Origin of the sequence: Clostridium estertheticum, from assembly GCF_026650985.1 — a bacterium.
In the GTDB taxonomy this organism is placed as follows: domain Bacteria; phylum Bacillota; class Clostridia; order Clostridiales; family Clostridiaceae; genus Clostridium_AD; species Clostridium_AD estertheticum_C.
Genome location: NZ_CP086239.1, coordinates 131,182 through 149,429, shown reverse-complemented (window position 1 = coordinate 149,429; position 18,248 = coordinate 131,182). Strand labels below are relative to the sequence as shown.

20 protein-coding genes are annotated in these 18,248 nt (G+C 29.9%); 4 read left to right on the top strand and 16 right to left on the bottom strand.

Translation table 11 applies throughout. The features are described from left to right. Window positions 1–68: 68 nt before the first annotated feature. From LL038_RS00615 to LL038_RS00600, 4 genes are all read right to left on the bottom strand, one after another. A complete protein-coding gene (locus LL038_RS00615; protein WP_216119562.1) occupies window positions 69–1,661 on the bottom strand; it encodes a hypothetical protein in 1,593 nt (530 codons plus the stop codon). Further along, entirely contained in the window at window positions 1,651–2,367 is a 717-nt protein-coding gene (locus LL038_RS00610; protein ID WP_216119561.1) for an ABC transporter ATP-binding protein, read from the bottom strand. The genes LL038_RS00615 and LL038_RS00610 overlap by 11 nt, the downstream gene beginning before the upstream one ends. Window positions 2,368–2,557: 190 nt before the next feature. After that, window positions 2,558–3,709 (bottom strand): NlpC/P60 family protein, encoded by a 1,152-nt coding sequence (locus LL038_RS00605; protein WP_216119560.1) that lies wholly within the window; start codon window positions 3,707–3,709, stop codon window positions 2,558–2,560. A gap of 384 nt (window positions 3,710–4,093) precedes the next feature. Further along, window positions 4,094–4,906, bottom strand: a complete 813-nt coding sequence (locus tag LL038_RS00600) for a DUF7402 domain-containing protein (protein ID WP_216119559.1) — start codon at window positions 4,904–4,906, stop codon at window positions 4,094–4,096. Between the two features lie 299 nt (window positions 4,907–5,205). On the opposite strand from LL038_RS00600, the gene LL038_RS00595 reads away from it, so the two are divergent. Genes LL038_RS00595 through crcB (LL038_RS00585) form a run of 3 tightly spaced genes read left to right on the top strand, consistent with a single transcriptional unit; the run spans window position 5,206 to window position 6,830 of the window. Further along, window positions 5,206–6,009 carry a tetratricopeptide repeat protein gene (locus tag LL038_RS00595; RefSeq protein WP_216119558.1) on the top strand — a complete coding sequence of 268 codons (804 nt, stop codon included), beginning with the start codon at window positions 5,206–5,208 and terminating at the stop codon, window positions 6,007–6,009. Between the two features lie 26 nt (window positions 6,010–6,035). Next, entirely contained in the window at window positions 6,036–6,452 is a 417-nt protein-coding gene (crcB, locus tag LL038_RS00590; protein ID WP_216119557.1) for a fluoride efflux transporter CrcB, read from the top strand. Window positions 6,453–6,476: 24 nt separating this feature from the next. Continuing rightward, the gene (crcB, locus tag LL038_RS00585; protein WP_216119556.1) at window positions 6,477–6,830 is read left to right on the top strand and encodes a fluoride efflux transporter CrcB; all 354 of its coding nucleotides are present in this window, start codon (window positions 6,477–6,479) and stop codon (window positions 6,828–6,830) included. 19 nt (window positions 6,831–6,849) lie between these two features. Here the strand turns inward: crcB (LL038_RS00585) and LL038_RS00580 are convergent, their stop codons facing one another. From LL038_RS00580 to LL038_RS00565, 4 genes are all read right to left on the bottom strand, one after another. Beyond that, complete coding sequence (locus LL038_RS00580; protein WP_216119555.1) at window positions 6,850–7,230, bottom strand: DUF1523 family protein; 381 nt, start codon at window positions 7,228–7,230, stop codon at window positions 6,850–6,852. Between the two features lie 157 nt (window positions 7,231–7,387). Further along, window positions 7,388–8,530, bottom strand: coding sequence for an aldo/keto reductase (locus LL038_RS00575; protein ID WP_216119554.1), 1,143 nt, complete (start codon window positions 8,528–8,530; stop codon window positions 7,388–7,390). A 346-nt stretch (window positions 8,531–8,876) separates the two neighbouring features. Next, entirely contained in the window at window positions 8,877–9,254 is a 378-nt protein-coding gene (locus LL038_RS00570) for a hypothetical protein (RefSeq protein ID WP_216119553.1), read from the bottom strand. Between the two features lie 212 nt (window positions 9,255–9,466). Then, window positions 9,467–10,738 (bottom strand): transglutaminase domain-containing protein, encoded by a 1,272-nt coding sequence (locus LL038_RS00565; protein WP_216119552.1) that lies wholly within the window; start codon window positions 10,736–10,738, stop codon window positions 9,467–9,469. 197 nt (window positions 10,739–10,935) lie between these two features. Here LL038_RS00565 and LL038_RS00560 point away from each other — a divergent pair, with 197 nt between their 5' ends. After that, on the top strand, window positions 10,936–11,406 hold the full coding sequence (locus LL038_RS00560) for a GreA/GreB family elongation factor (protein WP_216119551.1): 471 nt from the start codon (window positions 10,936–10,938) through the stop codon (window positions 11,404–11,406). 57 nt (window positions 11,407–11,463) lie between these two features. On the opposite strand, the gene LL038_RS00555 is transcribed toward LL038_RS00560, so the two are convergent. The 8 genes from LL038_RS00555 to LL038_RS00520 all read right to left on the bottom strand — a co-directional run bounded on the left by LL038_RS00555 (window position 11,464) and on the right by LL038_RS00520 (window position 18,222). Next, window positions 11,464–11,973 carry a DUF3267 domain-containing protein gene (locus tag LL038_RS00555; RefSeq protein ID WP_216119550.1) on the bottom strand — a complete coding sequence of 170 codons (510 nt, stop codon included), beginning with the start codon at window positions 11,971–11,973 and terminating at the stop codon, window positions 11,464–11,466. A 214-nt stretch (window positions 11,974–12,187) separates the two neighbouring features. Beyond that, window positions 12,188–13,738, bottom strand: a complete 1,551-nt coding sequence (locus tag LL038_RS00550) for a PilW family protein (RefSeq protein ID WP_216119549.1) — start codon at window positions 13,736–13,738, stop codon at window positions 12,188–12,190. Between the two features lie 40 nt (window positions 13,739–13,778). Continuing rightward, the gene (locus LL038_RS00545) at window positions 13,779–14,135 is read right to left on the bottom strand and encodes a prepilin-type N-terminal cleavage/methylation domain-containing protein (RefSeq protein ID WP_216119548.1); all 357 of its coding nucleotides are present in this window, start codon (window positions 14,133–14,135) and stop codon (window positions 13,779–13,781) included. Window positions 14,136–14,157: 22 nt separating this feature from the next. Continuing rightward, on the bottom strand, window positions 14,158–14,586 hold the full coding sequence (locus LL038_RS00540; RefSeq protein ID WP_216119547.1) for a hypothetical protein: 429 nt from the start codon (window positions 14,584–14,586) through the stop codon (window positions 14,158–14,160). Window positions 14,587–14,649: 63 nt separating this feature from the next. Then, entirely contained in the window at window positions 14,650–15,936 is a 1,287-nt protein-coding gene (locus LL038_RS00535; protein ID WP_216119546.1) for a hypothetical protein, read from the bottom strand. Continuing rightward, window positions 15,923–16,495, bottom strand: coding sequence for a PilN domain-containing protein (locus LL038_RS00530; RefSeq protein WP_216119545.1), 573 nt, complete (start codon window positions 16,493–16,495; stop codon window positions 15,923–15,925). The genes LL038_RS00535 and LL038_RS00530 overlap by 14 nt, the downstream gene beginning before the upstream one ends. A gap of 9 nt (window positions 16,496–16,504) precedes the next feature. Next, complete coding sequence (gene pilM / locus LL038_RS00525; RefSeq protein ID WP_216119544.1) at window positions 16,505–17,590, bottom strand: type IV pilus assembly protein PilM; 1,086 nt, start codon at window positions 17,588–17,590, stop codon at window positions 16,505–16,507. Window positions 17,591–17,847: 257 nt separating this feature from the next. Continuing rightward, window positions 17,848–18,222, bottom strand: coding sequence for a competence type IV pilus major pilin ComGC (locus LL038_RS00520; RefSeq protein ID WP_268055964.1), 375 nt, complete (start codon window positions 18,220–18,222; stop codon window positions 17,848–17,850). Window positions 18,223–18,248: the final 26 nt, after the last annotated feature.

Below are 18,248 nucleotides of genomic sequence, written 5' to 3'. Positions count from 1 at the left end.
AGGGACCGCCATATTAATAATATATGTTTTGTATATGTGGTATACGATATTCATATATATAATGAAACCTAAGGTAACTTAGTTCCACACACTTTCATATAAAGAAACGACGTGAAACCTATCACTGCAAGGGTAATCACTCCCATAATTAAATTTCTGTCTACACCCGGTAGAATGAATAAAATCACCATAGGTATAAAACCAAATAACATTCCACCCAAAATTCCAAGTACAGATGCCATACTTTGCTTTATTACAGTTACTTCAGATTCCCATTCAAAATTAGGCATTTTAAGATTAATGAATATTCCCCAAACACAAGTAAGTGCAACATATGCCAGTGGTGTCACAAACATCCACACAATATGCATAATAGTTGACTTTAAACAAAGACTCATAAATAAAGAACTTAACAATGATATAGGTAATAAAATGGTTGCATTGACTGACATTTTACTTCTATATATAGTTGCTGCTTCTATAGGTGCAGATTTCAATATCCATAAGTTTTTACCTTCTAGTGAAAGTGATACCGCACCGGTACATGTCATTGCTAACATTCCAGACATCACAAAAGGCACAAAGTTAATCATTATAGGTTTTATATTTGACATTCCCATTAGTTGCTGCAGTTTATCTACACCAAGAATGAAACATGTTATGGACACTATAAGTAAAAGCACTGCTCCCATCCCCATATTAAGCACATAGAGATATGAGGAGAAAAATCTTTTCATTTCTTTTCGATGTAATGCCATAAAAGGAGAGTTTACTTTTAAACTTTGTAATTTATAATTGGATTTGGTTTGGTATGTTGTGAGTCCTGTGTTAATGGCTTTATATTTAACAGAAACAATTTTCACAAAAACATAGTACCAAATAAGTGATATTAAAATAAAAGAAATAAATGCAATTATATTATAATTACAAATTGCCTTTTCAAATATACTTACTAATGGGTATATCTGATTCATCTTATGGGATAACATTACACCAAGAGAGGCTATTTGTTTAATATTTATTTGGCCGCCGCTCATTGTTCCTGCGCTCATGCTTACGCCCATAAAACCAATAGTTAAAACAAATGATAATATGATATTGACCATATTAGTATGTTTAAATCTGGATGAAATTGCACTAATAATTGCTCCAAGTACCGCAGCTATTGTCATTGGCACAAGTGGGGTTACAAACATAGAAATAAACCAAATCACATAAAATAGTATTTGTGGATGTACGAATAAGCAATAGGCAATCCCCATAGGAAGCATAACAAGAATTGAAAAAAGCACATTTTCTCCATACATCAATAAAAATCTGCTTGTTATTACTGTAGTTGTTTGAACCGGTAATGCCATAAGCATATCGTAGTCTTTAAAAGCAAATAATGTACCACTTGCTTTAAATAGAGTAAAGAGCATTACAATCACACTTGTAATGGTAAATGCATATCCCGGAATAATTGCAGTAAGTCCAATTCTACCCAAACCATACGCCAACATAAAGCAATATACAGCCATCATAAGTACAGTTATAGCCATTGCAATAGCAAATATAACAACTTTATTTTTCTTCTTTTTATCCTTCTCATATCGAAATGTATTCACTCCAGACTGATTAAGAAACTGCGTCTTTAAAAGAATCCAAGTGCTATTGTTCATTTTCTGCCACCTTCATATAGAGTGATTCTAATGATTGATTTTTAATTAAGGTTTCTGTAGCTCCTGCTTCAACAAGCTTTCCATCTTTAATAATCGCAATTTTATTACAAAGCTTCTCCGCAACATCAAGCACATGGGTAGAGAAGAAAATAGCACTTCCTTGTTTACATATTTCATGCATCGTATTTTTTAATATCAGAGATGCTTTTGGATCTAATCCTACAAACGGTTCATCTAGCAATAGTAATTTAGGTTTATGAATTAGGGCAGAAATTAAAGCAAGTTTCTGTTTCATTCCATGTGAATAAGAAGAAATCAAGTCTCCGAGTACACTAGTAATTTCAAATAATACACCGTATTTCCGAATACGCTCTTCCCTCTCCTCTTTTCCAACTTTAAAAATATCCGAGATAAAATTCAAATATTGAATTCCCGTTAAATGCTCGTATAAATCTGGATTATCTGGTATATAGGCGATTACTTTTTTACACTCTAACGGAAATTTTTGTACTGAATGTCCGTCAACAAAAATCTCTCCTTCTTCAAAATCAAGTACCCCTGCAATAGCTTTTATCATTGTGCTCTTTCCAGCTCCATTATGACCTATAAACCCATAAATATCTCCAGCTTCCACTGTAAGATTAAAATGATCCACGGCTTTTTTCCCACCCTTATATACCTTTGAAAAATTTTTAATTTCTAACATTAGCCTATCTCCCTTTTATATATTAATTTAGATGTTTCTACATTAATATAACGGATAACTAAACAAAAAGTTCACAATTGCAGGTAAATTTCCTTGATAAATTCTTTTATTAAACACTAAAAAAGCATCTATAAATTAATATAGATGCTTTTTTTAGATGAATTATTGATTGATAAAACATATAAACCTTTTATCTAACCCTACGTCCATATGTAAAGTCACTATTTAGTGATTGAATTCTAAGTACAGCTCCTGTATGAGGTGCATTTATCATATTACCATTTCCAACATATATTCCTACATGATGAGCTGGTGTTCCAAAAAACACCAAGTCTCCTGGTTGAAGATTTTCTCTAGATACAAGTGTACCTACATTTTGTTGATCTTCTGAAACTCTTGGTATGTCTACTCCGAAATGTGCGAACACATACTGTGTAAATCCTGAGCAATCAAAACCATTTGTAGGGCTTGTACCACCCCAAACATAAGGAAGTCCTAAAAATTGTGAAGCATATGATATAAGTGCATTAGATGAAGCTCCTGATCCACCTCTAGAAGGACTTATACTAGGAGTCTGACCTGTTGATTGGTTTAGTGCATATTGATTTGCTGATGCAGCTTGATTCTCTGCCGCAGCTTGTCTTGCCTCAGTCGCATTTTTTGCATCTGTAACTGCTTGCTTTGCAAGTGCTACTTGTTTTGCTGCAGCCGCTTGGTCTGCTACTAGTTGCGCCGTATACTTAGCTTCTTGGGTATTTAATTGAGCTACCAATACATCTTGTGCTGCTTTTTGTTTAGTTAAACCGCTTAATGTATTTTTATTGTCAACTCTTAAAGATAACAATTTTGTATTTTCTTTATCTAATGCTACCTTCTTTAAATTAATTGCTTCCTTTTTTGTTTGCAAATCATCAATAATCTTTTGGTCAAAGTTTATTATGGTTTTTACATCTTCTAATCTAGATATAAAATTCTCTATACCCTTTGAGTCTAGTAAAATATCTACATAACTTGATGTACCATTCATATACATTACTCTCATTCTTTTATCATAGAGTACTTGTTCTGCTTTAATATCATCTTCTGCTTTTGCGATATTTATTTTAGATTGTTTAATATTATTTTGTGTATTATTTATATTTTTTTCATTACTATTGATTTTAGACATAATTTTTTCAATTTGACTATCCATCATCTCTACTTTAGTTTCAAGACCACTTCTTTGAGTTTGAACCTGCTTTATTTTTGCCTTATCAGAAGCAGTATCTGCGTATACGCTAGTGTATCCAATGCTCATAGTTAAAGTAAGTGCCATCATGGCTGAAATAATTTTTTTGTTCAATTTTTCATCTCCTACAAATAATTTTATGTTTAAACATATTATTAACAAATATTTATAATATTTGAACATAGGTACTATAATACACAAAAACCGCAAATTTGTAAAGTAAGAATTTGACATATTACCTGTAAAATTTGTATTTTCTCCATTATTCCTTGTTTTCATTTTAAATTGTAAATTATATTTTAAATTATTTACTTAACTCCAATGTTTTTTACTATTATGTGTATTAATTGTAATTTTATAAAATCCAGTATAAATCCATGCAAATTACCATTTTAAAAAGATTTAAAATATGCAAAATAGGTGGGCATTTTGTTTGTGTTGACCCAAACAAAATGCCCACCTATTTTCAGTTAAATATATTATATATTACTGTTTTACTTATATCACTTTAATATCAGTGCCATAAACTTCAATTTCTGTTAGCGCCGCAATTTCTGATGGTTCATCAGCCATCTTAAAATCCATTAATTTAACCCAACTAATTCTTTTTTTGTCAAACTCAATAGATTGAGCATCACTTGTTTTTATAGGTCGTACATTCTTTTGGGTTCCATCAGAAAATACTATTGTTATATCATCCCAATAAGTATCATGCGGGAAATCTGCTCTTAGGTATAAAGCAATTTTATCCACCTCTACTTCTCTACCAAAATCTAGAAGTAACTCTGCATCTTCTCTTTGCCCTGTTCCCCAAGATTCATATGGCCATACTCCATGCCCCTGATTATTTGTTTTCCCATCAATTGTATTTCGAGCAGCAAAAATCGCCTCACTACTAGTCTCAACATTTGCCGTAACATGGGGATAATATGTTGTATCACAACTCTTATCCATTACATTTTTCGCAAGATTTCTATAACAATAAATTTCTTCATTTGTCGCAATACGCATATCAATAGTATGATTGCTACCCTTAAATGAACATAATGAATACGGTATGGAATCATCCCCAAACGGTATAGAAAATTCTAGTATATTTCCCGGAACATATATTAACGCTTCTGATAATTCATTATCTATATTAATAACTAAATATTTATTACCAGATAAATTAGTAAAACAAACTTTATCCCCCTTTTTATATTTTTTAGTGTGTATGAGCGAAATTTCTTCCATCCCAGACATTTCACTTATAGTTATATTAGATTCATCTTTTATCTCTATTCTTAGCGTACTTTTTTCATCTTTCATTGCTTTACCTTCCTCTCTATATTATAAATTATTTATTTATATATTCAAAGAAATCAAAATCTGATGTGGCATATTTTTAATTTAATTATACACTCCATTATTAACCTTATATTATATATTATACCTTTTTTAGTTTTTGTAAAGGATATCATTCAACAAAAGTTCCTGTTATAAAATAAATTTTACAACTGTTTTGGTTCGATTAAGGGCCTTTAAAATATTTTGTAATTCCAAACAGTTTATTGCAATATATTAGGTTTTTGAGTTATAATAAATATACAATAAGAAGGTGTTATAAAATGAGTTTAAAAAAATGTATGAATATTATAGCTTTTGTTTTAGCATTATTTATCTTCATAGTGATAAATAAATTATTAGCCTTTCTTTTTATTATTTTATATTTAGTACGTACGAATCTTGCAACAATTATTTATTATATTGGAAGCAATAAATATAAAAGGAATAAAATTGATGAAGCTTATAAATACTTCGAGAGGGCCTATAATGTAAATTTCTCACCTATGAAAATAAAATTATACTACATATACTATTTGCTTTTAAGAGGTGACTTAAATAAGTCAGAAAATTTATTGAAACAACTTTCAAAGAAAAAAGTATCTCCTGATGATGAAATTAATATAAAGCTCAATATATCAATTGTCTTGTGGAAAAGAAATAATATAGATGAAGCAGTTACTGTACTTATGAAATTATATAATAAATATAAATCCTCTATTATATATCAAAATCTAGGTTACTTTTTGCTTTTACAAAATAATTTTACTAAAGCTCTAGAGATAAATCTTGAAGCATATAAATTCAATTCATCAAATGCAGGCATAATAGATAATTTAGCAACTACCTATTATATGTTAGGTGAATATGATAAATCTTTAAAACTATATGAAGAATTAATGTTAGAGAAACCCTCTTTTCCATCAGCGTATTATTACTATGCATCTACTCTGTTAAATTTAAATAAACCTCAAGAAGCACTTGAAAATTTAAATGAAGCCTTAAAGTGCAATTTTACATTTTTAAGTGCTATATCGAAAGAGGAAATAGATACTAAAATAGCTGAAATTGAAACTTCAATAAAATAGATTTTGTTAAAGGAGTAATCAAAAATATGAAAAAGTACGCTTTTATAGCCATCGGTGGTATGCTGGGGGCTATATTAAGATATGTCATAAAAAGCATACACATTTATCATTATAAAGAGGTTATACCAATAAATACTTTGCTAATCAATATTTCTGGTACTTTTCTATTATCCCTTATACTAACGGTTACCTTTGAAATCTATGAAATGGATTCTGATATAAGACTAGGAATTGCTACCGGATTCTTAGGTGCCTTCACAACTTTTTCTACACTTTGCAAAGAAACTGTAAATCTTATAAACCAAGGATACTATTATTCTTCTATATCTTATATTGGCTTCTCAGCAATGTTCGGACTTGCTGCTGCTTACTTTGGAGCTATCGTTGCAAGAGAGGTAGTTCCGATTTTTATAACTAGAAACAGCCCTAGTGATGTAGACTAGGATGAGCTGTAGGAGGTCTAATTAATGACATACGTGTTCGTAGCAGTCGGTGGAGCCGCGGGAAGTTTGGTTAGGTATAGCCTTGGTAAATTTATAAGTGAAAAATCAAAACACTCTTTTCCTATAGGAACTTTTATAATCAATATTACAGGTGCCCTTTTGCTTGGTTTTGTAAGCACAATTGGAGTAAGCAGTAATATAACACTGCTCCTAGGGGATGGTTTCCTGGGTGCATACACAACTTTTTCAACTTTTATGTATGAAGGCTTTAACCTATTTAAGGGAAAAGAAAAACTAAATGCTTTTATATATATTCTATGTACATTAATTTTAGGTATTGTAGGCTATGCTATAGGAAGCAAAATAGGCAGTTTATAAAAGAGGGTAAGATAGAATTCTATTTTACCCCTTTAGCTGTTACAATATTTTGATAAGATGAAAATATTGGTATACTCAATCCATATGCTTTAATTTCATATTTTTTATTAATTATAAGTCCCCAATACATATCTTCTGATAATATTTTAAATTCTAATATACTATTATCATTTTTAAATACTCTTATATCCCCATTTTGCATTTCCGTATAAATTAAATACGTATCCTTATTATCATGTTTTATTATTCGTTTACTCTCAATTGTTACTACATAAGTATTTCTAAAGAAATGTGGAAAAAATATAATTACACTAACTATTACAAAAAAAATAATAATTACTTTTCCGAACTTAAATTCAGAAAAATTCTTATTTCTAAATAGATAAGATTTTTTTTTCATAAAGTCTCCTTTATTTTATTAAATTCATCTACTTTAATTATTACTCCTTTTTCTAGAAATTAGAACCTAATATTTATAAAATTTTAGATTTATGGCAACTAAAAATACTGGCATATCATAATGTAGTTATGATATGCCAGTATTAATTTCTTATATTCTATTCAAATAACTCTTTAACATTCTTTAATTCTGTGCGAATTGAAATACCTTGAGGACAATGAGTTTCACATTTACCACACTCTACGCAATTTGATGCTTTTTCCTTATTAGGAACTGCTAAAGAATAATCCTCCTCTTTGTCAAACATAAAATGGTTATTATAGAAAGTGAAATTTTTAGGAATATTTACACCCGCTGGACATGGCATGCAATACTCACAGGCTGTGCAACTAACTTTTACTTTTTCCTCAATAACAGTTTTAACTTTGCTAACTATCTTTAATTCTTCATCTGTTAATGAATTAACTTTGACCTCACTTGCCGTTTTTATATTTTCTGTAATTTGATTCATTTCATTCATTCCGCTTAATATAACTGATACTTCTGGATGGTTCCATACCCAACTTAAAGCCCAATCCACTGGTGTTCTTTTTACATCCGCTTTATCAAAAACATTAATAGCCTCTTTGGGAAGATTAGCTGCGAGTTTTCCTCCCCTAAGCGGTTCCATAATTGTAATTCCCAAACCCCTTTGAGATGCATACTCTAATCCTTCTGTTCCAGCCTGAAAGTTTTCATCTAAATAGTTATATTGTATTTGACAGAATGACCAATCATAATAATCCACTATTTCTTTAAAAATAGGAAGTTTATCATGGAATGAAAATCCTGCATATTTTATTCTTCCATCTTTTATAGCTGCATCTAGAAATTCAGAAATTCCAAGACCTTTAAGCACAGACCATGTTTTAACATTAAGACCATGTACTAAATAAAAATCTATGCTATCTGTCTCAAGTCTCTGTAATTGCTCATTTAAGAATTTATCCATGTCTTCTCTTGTTTTTATAAGCCAACTAGGAAGTTTTGTAGCTAGTTTAACTTTCTCTCTATATCCATCTTTCAACACTTTTGCTACAAATGGTTCACTTGCTCCACCACTACCCATACCTGTCCCATGGTACGGATAAGCGGTATCTATGTAGTTAACACCTTCATCAATCGCGAAGCGGACAAGTTTTATTGATTTTTCCTCATCTATTTTTGATTGATCTCCTCCTGGAAGAATTGGAAGCCTCATACACCCAAACCCCAAAGCTGAAACCATTTCATTTGTCTTTCCAAACTTTCTATATAACATTATAATTCCTCCCTTAATTAAATCAATACTTATAATATTTTGTAGCTTGTTTTATATGCAATATTATAACATAATGATTGATCTAATATGTCTATTTTAGAGTTTCGATTATAAATAAAGTTTTCTTAATCTTAATATTCTCTTAATATCCTTTTAACATAGTTATGGTATTCTTTATTTATGAGGAAGGAAGTGAAAACTATATGACTAACAAAAATGAATTTGTTATTAGTAAAGATGTTATTGATGAATGTCTTGCTGACTCAATAGAAAAAAACGTAAAATAAAAAAGCAAGTCTAACATTAACAATGTAAGACTTGTTTTTATTTTGACCCCCTTTAATCACTACATATATTTGTCATAAACGCTACAGAATCCTTTAAGAAATCCTATATAAAACTCTTGTGGAATATCAACTTCTGGAAATAATTTTGAAAGTCTATCAAATTTATTAACAGCTAAAACATTAATATTTTTAATAATGTTTGGTAATAGTCCCTTTTCTAAAAGATTAAGATATGAAATTAGTCCTACTTCGAAACCATTTAATTCATAAGGATGGATCTCTTCTTGTTTCTCGTCCTCATAATAAGCTTTAACAAATTGATGAATAACTAACAAAGAATCCTCTTCACTTTCATAAGTTTCATTAATTTCTTCAATATTTTCTGTACCCTTAGTGTTAACTTCCTCTTCTTTTTTCCATTCAATTATTTTCCCCATTATCGATACCCCCTTATTTCAAATTCTATTTATTGTTCCATTTAATGTTTTATTTACTGTACTATCATTAATATTCAATTCAATGATTAATTGCTCTAAATATTTTTAGACATAAAAATGTCCCCCTTTCTTATAACAAATTTTTTCTAATCTGTTGTAAGAAATGGGAACATATAGTTGTTTAGGATATAGATCTATGTTTTATAGATTTCTTATTTACTTTTTATCGTAATTGCAACTGATTCTAGTTTATTCACAGAGGTTCTAGTCACATAAAGCTTGCTTGCAGTGGTCTTAAATGCAGCAAATAAATATGAATATCCTTTACTTACAGTTGCTTTAGATATTGCTTTCGCACCTTTTGTTAAGGCAGGATTTGCAGCATAGACATTTACTATGTCACCTGCTAACAATCCCTTCACAAATACTTTGCCCTTTTCAACTGACACATAAGAAGAATTTAATGTTACACTTTTCTTCATTGCCGCTAAAATTTGGGGTACAGTAGTATCTGTATATATATTATATTTTTTAGAAGCTACTGGAAATAAAGTCTTGTCCCAACTGTGATCTACCCTCATTTCTGCATCACTACATAAAGAATAAGTTTCTACTACTCTTCCATTTACATCAGGTAAAGGATCATTCCAAGTCGTATCCAGGTGATACCAACTCCCCCCTACCATTACCATATTCCAAGCATGACTTTCACTATCATTACCATTATATGCGGCTCCTGTTATTATTCTAGTCTGAAGTCCTGCATCTGTTAACATTCTATATGCTAGTAATGCATAGCCCTGACATACTGTTTTACCACTTCCGAGTAACCCCTCATAAGCAGAAAAGTTAGTATGTGTTGTGTCATAAGATAGCTTTTTACAAATATAAGAATTTATAGCCTTTACTCTTTGACCTTCCGTCATATCAGATGTTATTATTTGTGCTAAAACCTCTTTGACCTTTGCCTTTACCTGATTTTCTTGCTCCTTGGTTTCTAGATAATCAAATGTGTATACTACGTTGAATTTATTATCACCAAACTCTGTAATGCTATAGGCATATGATTTTAACAAATTCTTTTCATAGTCATTTCCAGCAGTCTTAACTGTTGTCAAAACTGTATCTTGCATAAAGTTAATACTATCGCCAACACTTTTAGAACCTGTATAATTAATATTTACCTCAGAAACTCTATTAGATATGGCATAATTTACTTTTGCTTTAAATTCATCAATTGTGTTCACATTATATGTAACCACGGCTTCAGATTTATTCATTGTTTTTGTTGTGTAAACATTACTAAAATTTTGAATATAATTAAGCTGTTTTAGTCTATTACCTCCAATTAAAGAAACAGAACCTGTTTTTGTTTTACCGTTTATTTGATTTGCATACACTAAGGAACCTATACTTGAAACCGATACACCTAAAACTATAATTAAAGACAATATTATTCGACTTATTTTTTTACTTGTTTTCATATAATCTCCCCCTACTTTAGATGATAAAGCAATAACACACCGATACCAATCTTATAAAATCATTATGATTATATCATAATAAATTATAACTTACGTTACTAAACTATTACATTTCCAATTAAAATTAAACTGTGCTATAATTGCATTATTTAACATATAAGAACATATAATAATATGAAATAAAAGAAGATGAAAAAATGAATAATAAACTTACTAAAAAAGATGTTGAGCAGCTCCAAAAAGAATTTGATTATCGTAAGGGACCACTAACAATGGAAATTGCCCATGAAAAAATGGTAGCTGCGGCTCATGGTGATAGAAGTGAAAACGCTGAATATAAAGCTGCAAAATCAAATATGTACGATAACTTTCGAAGAATGGGTTATTTAATAAAAATGATTAGAAGCGCTGAAATTATGGATGACCTTATAGGTAAAACTGCTGGTGCAAATATAGGCAATAAATTACTGATAAAATTTGAAGGCAGTGATGATATCGAAGAAATAGAACTTGTAACAACACTTCAAGTAGATATAATAAACGGTAAATTTAGTATTGAGTCTCCAATAGGAAAAGTATTATTTGGAAAGACAATAGGAGATATAGTTGAAGTGGAGTCCCCTGATGGAAATTATAAGATAGAACTTATAAACATAATTAAGGAATAACTACAAAAATAGATACAAAAAAAGTGCCCTGAATTGCTTTTGCAATCCATGGCTTTTCTAAACTACATCAAATCCATATATTCTATCAACTATCTTACTATTAGAATCATATCTTATAAGTTTAAAAGACATATACAAGTCCCCTGAAGCACCTAATAAGTTAAGAAGAAATATTATGCCACCTAGCCAACTAGGTAACAACAACGTAGCAATAGACATTACTATTAATGGTGATAAAAGAATAATTAAAAATTTAGTACGATCTATAGGTATCCCAGATATTTCTTGCGTATATGCATAAATCCCCTTAAATCCATACTTAACTTTGCCACCAAAAATCCTATATACGAGTCCATGAATACTCTCATGAACAATTGATATAGGAATCATTAAAAGCAGTACATATAAGCAAAAATTAATTATTAAGTATTTAGTTGGATAAAAGATATAAGGCTTCAAAAAAAAGTTGTCAAGTATATTATCTACACTACGCCCTAAGAGTTTCACCGTTGCATAAGCAATTATTATACACATTACATGTGTTTTCCACGTAATTTTAAAAGACATGCCATCACCTCTGTTAGAAGTATTGACATGTCTTGGTGATGTTAAACTGATTTTCTAATTTAAATTTTCACCCCAGGGGTACTTACAGGAACAGTTGGAGCACAGTAGAGACTGCGCTCGTTTGCTACGCAGCTTTCGACAAGTGACAGTCACCATTGTGGGGAGCTTGCTTCCCACTTGCTATTTTATATATTAACAGTATAAGGAATTCTTACTAATTTGTTACTGTCACAGCTTGAGTATTTTTAGTAATGAATGTTTTTGCAATACTAAAAATACTATCATTATTGGGTAGACCAGTAATTGCAAATCCATTACCTCCACTAATATTCTTGGCTATTATAATTCCATTTAATTGACCGTTAGCAGTAACATTACCGGTACAATAGATAATTGCCTTTTTCCCATTTTGACTCATATTAAAAGAACTATCTAATGTAAGGTCTCCTTTACATACTATTATCAAATTAGTATAGTTATTAAAGGACCAATCTAAAGTTTTATTCCCACTAAAAAAGAGCATATTAGCATTAGCGACACTATTTATTTCACTGTAGTCCGAAGAATTTAATACAGGTCTTATCTGTGGCAAACTACTGTCAAATACATCATTATACACATCAATATTGCTTGGCAATGGTGCTACAATACAACCAATTTCATTCATGTTTTTATCTCCATAGTTTATCTTTGAAGTGGCATATGCCTGACTACCACTTACAGATTCCCAACTACTTTTAGTTATACTGTTTGAATTTAGCAACATATTATTGTAAGTCAATCGTGAATTTAAACTAATAACAGGAGACTTCATTGAAATATTGCCAGAAGCATTTATAGCTCCAGCAGAGCTAATTACATTACTAGTTATTACATTAAAGTCTGTGCAAGTAATTGTTGCGTTATCTTTTAAATTAAAGGTACTAGCAGAAATAGAAATATTTCCAAGTGGGAATTGGCTATTATACATTGATACTGTACCTTTCGTATTTAGGACTATATTATTGCCAAGGTGACCTCCATTACTGTTAATATCAATTGATTGGTCTGAATCTATATATAAATCTCCATTTATTGGCATACCTCCAGAAAATGAAACAGCTTTACTTGTAGATATATACATTTTACCATTTATTGAGCCACCAGTGAATACACAACCGGTACTACTTGTAGATTTATCAATTGCTGTTATAGTGTTAGAAAACATTGTATCTAAATCATTATTTGGTGTTGTATTAATAATAGTTCCATTTGAATAGGCAATTACCGGTCCAGTTTTGTTAGCCAAAACATTATTACCTCTATTTAATAACAATATTGTTGAATTTAAATGGAATGTTTGATTTTTTAGAGTCTCCTGAATATTAAAATCTACTGTTTTTAAATTTTGGATTTGAAATTGCAAAGTAGTAATAATATTATTTGTATTATCTCCTACTATGTTTGTTATATGACCATTATAGTATAGTTTAAGTATTCCATTATCAACATAAATATATTTTTTTGTTGAATCTGGAGTGGCTGGTAAGGCTGTTAATATCTCTGCATTACTACTATATCTAAGTTCTTTTGTTATATAATTAGCCGCAAGCCTTGTATTTGATTGTATATCTGATTTAGCCGAACCATTATTAAAAGATTTGTCTCCAAAATCGCCCATAGAAAAGGCCATGGCTAAAACAATTCCCATTATTCCTATAGTCACAATTAATTCAATAAGTGTAAATCCGGACTTAAAGCCTAATTTTCTCTTATTATTACTCAATTATATCCACCTTCCTTTAAGGATAATAAAATATCTTTTATTAGTTGGTAGTAAAGGTCGTTAATTTCTTTGATATACTACCATAAATGTAAGTTACATCAATTTGACGTCCATTTATTACAATTGTAGTATTTCCTGGAAATGTAAGACTAATACTTTTAGTTGAGGTCACTACATTACTTGGTGAATCCTTTGGATCATTAATATTACTTTCTATTTGATCTTGAGCGGTATAATGAGCAATACTCTTTTTCCCAGAATTTGAGATGCCAACTATACCACTTGTGAACACTGACAGAAAAGCGATACTAATTATCCCCAGTATAGCAATGGATATAATAATTTCAATTAATGTAAAGCCTTTTTCATTTTTTAAGTAATTTTTATTTTTTATCATTTTTCCAGCCTCTTTTTATAAATTAGCTCCATTTTATTGAGTAACTTGAACTGGTAACAGTTACAATCGTTACAATTATTGTTTGAATAACATTTCCAACAGTACCCTTTGAAGTAATTATGGTAGTAACACTGTCAGGGTTTGTTATTGTAACATCAAATTTCCCAATCGTTTTTGATGAATCAACATTGACAAATTGGTTTAAATTATTTAAATAGACAGTGCCGCAACTTCCATTTGGTTTATTACTCGTAGCACTTTTCCATGCGTTTAAAGTGGCCTCTGCACCTGAACGTGCTAGGTAGTGTGCTTGTATTCTTTTATCTTCATTTGATGCTTGCATTGTTTGTGAAATGCTAACATTTAATATGGCCGCACCAAGTATCATCATAACAACCATTACCATGATAACAACAATCAGGGCCGATCCATCACTTTTTTTAGGTACCATAGCTCATATCTCCTTTTAAAACAAATTAACAATAAACCACCTGAAAGCTCTAAATCTTTCTAGTTATTTATTAACATATTGAAAGTAATTTCTAACAATCGAAATATCACCTATTTGTTTTAGTATTTTCACACGTGGTTTATTTTTATCATCATCTAAAATATCAACATCAACTTTTTTATCAGTATCATTTGTAATATTAATGTTTACTCCTGATAAATCTGAGTATAAACCTCTCTTTTGTGAAAAAATGTCCAAAATTATGTTTTTCCCAGTAGGTACAAATTCAATAGGCTTACTAAAGTCTTTAGGATATGTTCCTTTACTTGTTTTATATTTATAAAAATATTTAGTACCAATTTGAGTAAAATAAACCTCTACTGGCTCTACTCCAGCATTGTCTGCATAAATATATGATAACTTTGACTCATCTTTTCCCTTTTCAATTGTTACAGTATTCGAATCAGATGTTTTAGGTTTTGCATATAAAACAAAGTCACTTTTGTTATCATCATTTGCTACAGTGCTTTCATCTTTTACCACAGTTTTATCCCCATTTTTTGCCGTTATCTCATTATTAGTTGGTGATGTAGTTGGACTTTGAAAAAAAGGATTTTCACTACCGATAGGTTTTTTATAATCCCACTTAAAATCATCATTATTATTGAGTTTAGGAACACCATAAAAGTCTAATATAATAGTTGCTGATACCTCACTGCCCTCAGCTCCAGTTAGTGTTATACTTTTTATAATTATCTTTTTATCAAAATCTTCTACTTGCGCTATAAAACTTATAAGTTCATCATACACACCCTTAAATTTAAGTGTAACTTCCATTTTATATGCGCCAATAATCTTCGAGTCATTAGTCTTCTTACTAGCAGTCCTACTAGTTTCATTTTTAGAAGTTCCATTAAAGTCGTTTACTAATTTGTCTAATTCATTTATAGTATTTTTGCTTTTATCTTCATTATTTACAGTTTTTGTCGTATCTACAACATTGTTTCCACTACTTACTTCTGAAAACGCTAATAGATCTGCTTGAAGATTGCTATCTTTAATCATTTTATCTAATATCACTATGATTTTTTCCTGCTCAAGTGATGGAAATAGCATACCTGTTGCATTAAATATTTTAGAATTTAAATTATTATACTGTTCTTTTCTTTCATTTTCTGTCGTTATCTTTGCCTTAGCTAACTCCCATTTTTGCGAATATGAATCTTTACTGGCTTTTAATTCAGTTATCTTTTGATTTTGTTTCAAAAAAACAAAATTATAAAACCCATAACATAATAACACTATTAATAAAACTCCTATTAATACTTGTTCTCTTTTAGTTACCCTCATAATTATCAACGTCCTTTAAAGTACACTTCACACTAAAATTAAACTTTTTATTATCTGTCAATGAAGAATTTATGATATCAATGTGAATGTCCTTTACAAAATCTAAATTTCTTAAAGTGCGCTCAAACACCGCTATTGCTTCTCTATCTTTTGCTTCAGCTTGAATTTGCACTCCATTCGCATCTAAAGTCATAACTTTAAAATCCACACCTTCAGGAACGCAGGAATTTATTTTATCTATTACTTTATTACCTACAAAATCTTTATTATTTATATCCTTACTAATGTTGGATACTACGCCATAGTACTTGTTCATTATAACTAACTTTTTTTCTTCATTTCCTATCTCATTTAACTTAGCAGTATTTTCTTTTGAATTTAAATTTTGCTGTATATTCGTAATTTCAGAATTTAACTTACTTATGTTAAAATAATTAGATGCATATGTAAAAATAATCAATAAGACTAAACTTGCAGACACTATAACAGCATAAAAATATTCTTTTTTAAAATCTTTTTTAACTCCTGTATAAGCATCAAAAAAGTTAAAATCGTTCATAAGTCTCACCTACCTCAGTCTTATTATCGCTCCTATAGCATTCAAATATTTGCTTAATTCCTCATCTATTCTAGCTGAATCTACATTAGCTGCATTTATTTTAGAGCAATTTACATTACTTAAGCTATGAATTCGGATAACAGGTAAGTTTACAATGTCTTTAATAAACATTTCTATACCTTTAAGATTTGAACTTCCTCCATAAATATATATTTTGTCTATTTTATTTTCTTGTTTTTTATTTTTATAATAATTGAGCAACTTTTCTATTTCACGAATCCAATTTCTTACTTGTGCTTTCGCAATATCGTTTACCATTGAACTTTGCATATCACTTAAAGATTCCCTTTCTAAATTACAATTTTTAAATTTTTGATCCTCTGCTTCTTCTTCTGAAATAGATAATTGATTAGCAATATCCACATCTATATGAGAGCCACCATAATTAATAATTCTAGTGAACAACACATTACCATCCGAAATAATATTCACATTTGTAAAATCATGTCCTAAATCTATAACTGCAACAGTATCGTCTAAACTGTAATTTTCATCGTTAACTTGTATATTATCAATAAATAACTTATTAATGCTATTTGAACTTATATCTAAGGCTATTGCATTACCCTGCAATTCCTTTACTAAATTATAATATCCATCCACCATTATTTTAGGATATACTACTACTGCAAATTTTGCCTGTTTTATATTTTCATCTTCAAACTCTTCTAATATTTTATATTGCATTATGTAATCATCAAATTTAATTGGTAAATATCTTTCCATCTGAAATTTTATTATAGAATCCATGTCCTCTTTTTTTGCTACTGGGATATCAATATCTCTAGTTATAACTGTTGTACTTTTGGTAGTGATAATAATATTTTTACATTTTATATTTTCTGCTTGTAAAACATCTGAAATTTTATCTTTTAATTTGGTTACATCTAAAATATTTCCATCATTATAACATCCTACTGGGGTACTCATAGTAATAGCTTTTTCTATAATAATATTTTTTCTATGTTGTGTTCCTAAAACTATTTTTGTATTTTTCGAACCTATATCTAGGGATAAGACTTTTGAGTTGAACATAAGTAGTCACCTCTTTTCAGTTTGTTTAGTTGAAGTATTTAATATGTATTTCCAATTCTTGTTACGTACCTTAATATGGCAACAAGAACTGGAAGTTTGTGTTTGCTATGTTGAATTATTAGCCAAAGTGAATTGTTCTACCAACAGACTTCATTGCTTACTCTTTATTTAATATAATATTTTATTCACAGTTTATTCATGACTCTCAGGGGACTTTGTGCAACCCAAAGAACCGAACTTGCTAACTAAACACAATGCTATGGAGCCGGATATACAGTTGTTGTGCCATGCTTAACAGACAGAGATCCAGTAGTATCATATGAAATTGCAAAAGTTTCTGTTGTTACTGTAGCTGATTTAGGTATTACATCTAAATACTTTGGAACTAAATCCGAAATACTTGTTGGTTTATTTCCTGTATCTGCCTCAAATATCGAAACTGCACTTGCTATCGTTCTACCAGTTGCAATATCAGCATTCTTAGTTGCATTTGCTCTTACACCTGTTAATCTTGGTACAGCAATCGCCGCCAAAATACCCAATATTGCGATAACTACAATAAGTTCAATTAGAGTAAACCCTTTCCTCTTCTTTTTCTTAATTACATCCATTTTCATTAAATTCATTTCCATTAATAATTCCCCCTTATAAATTAATA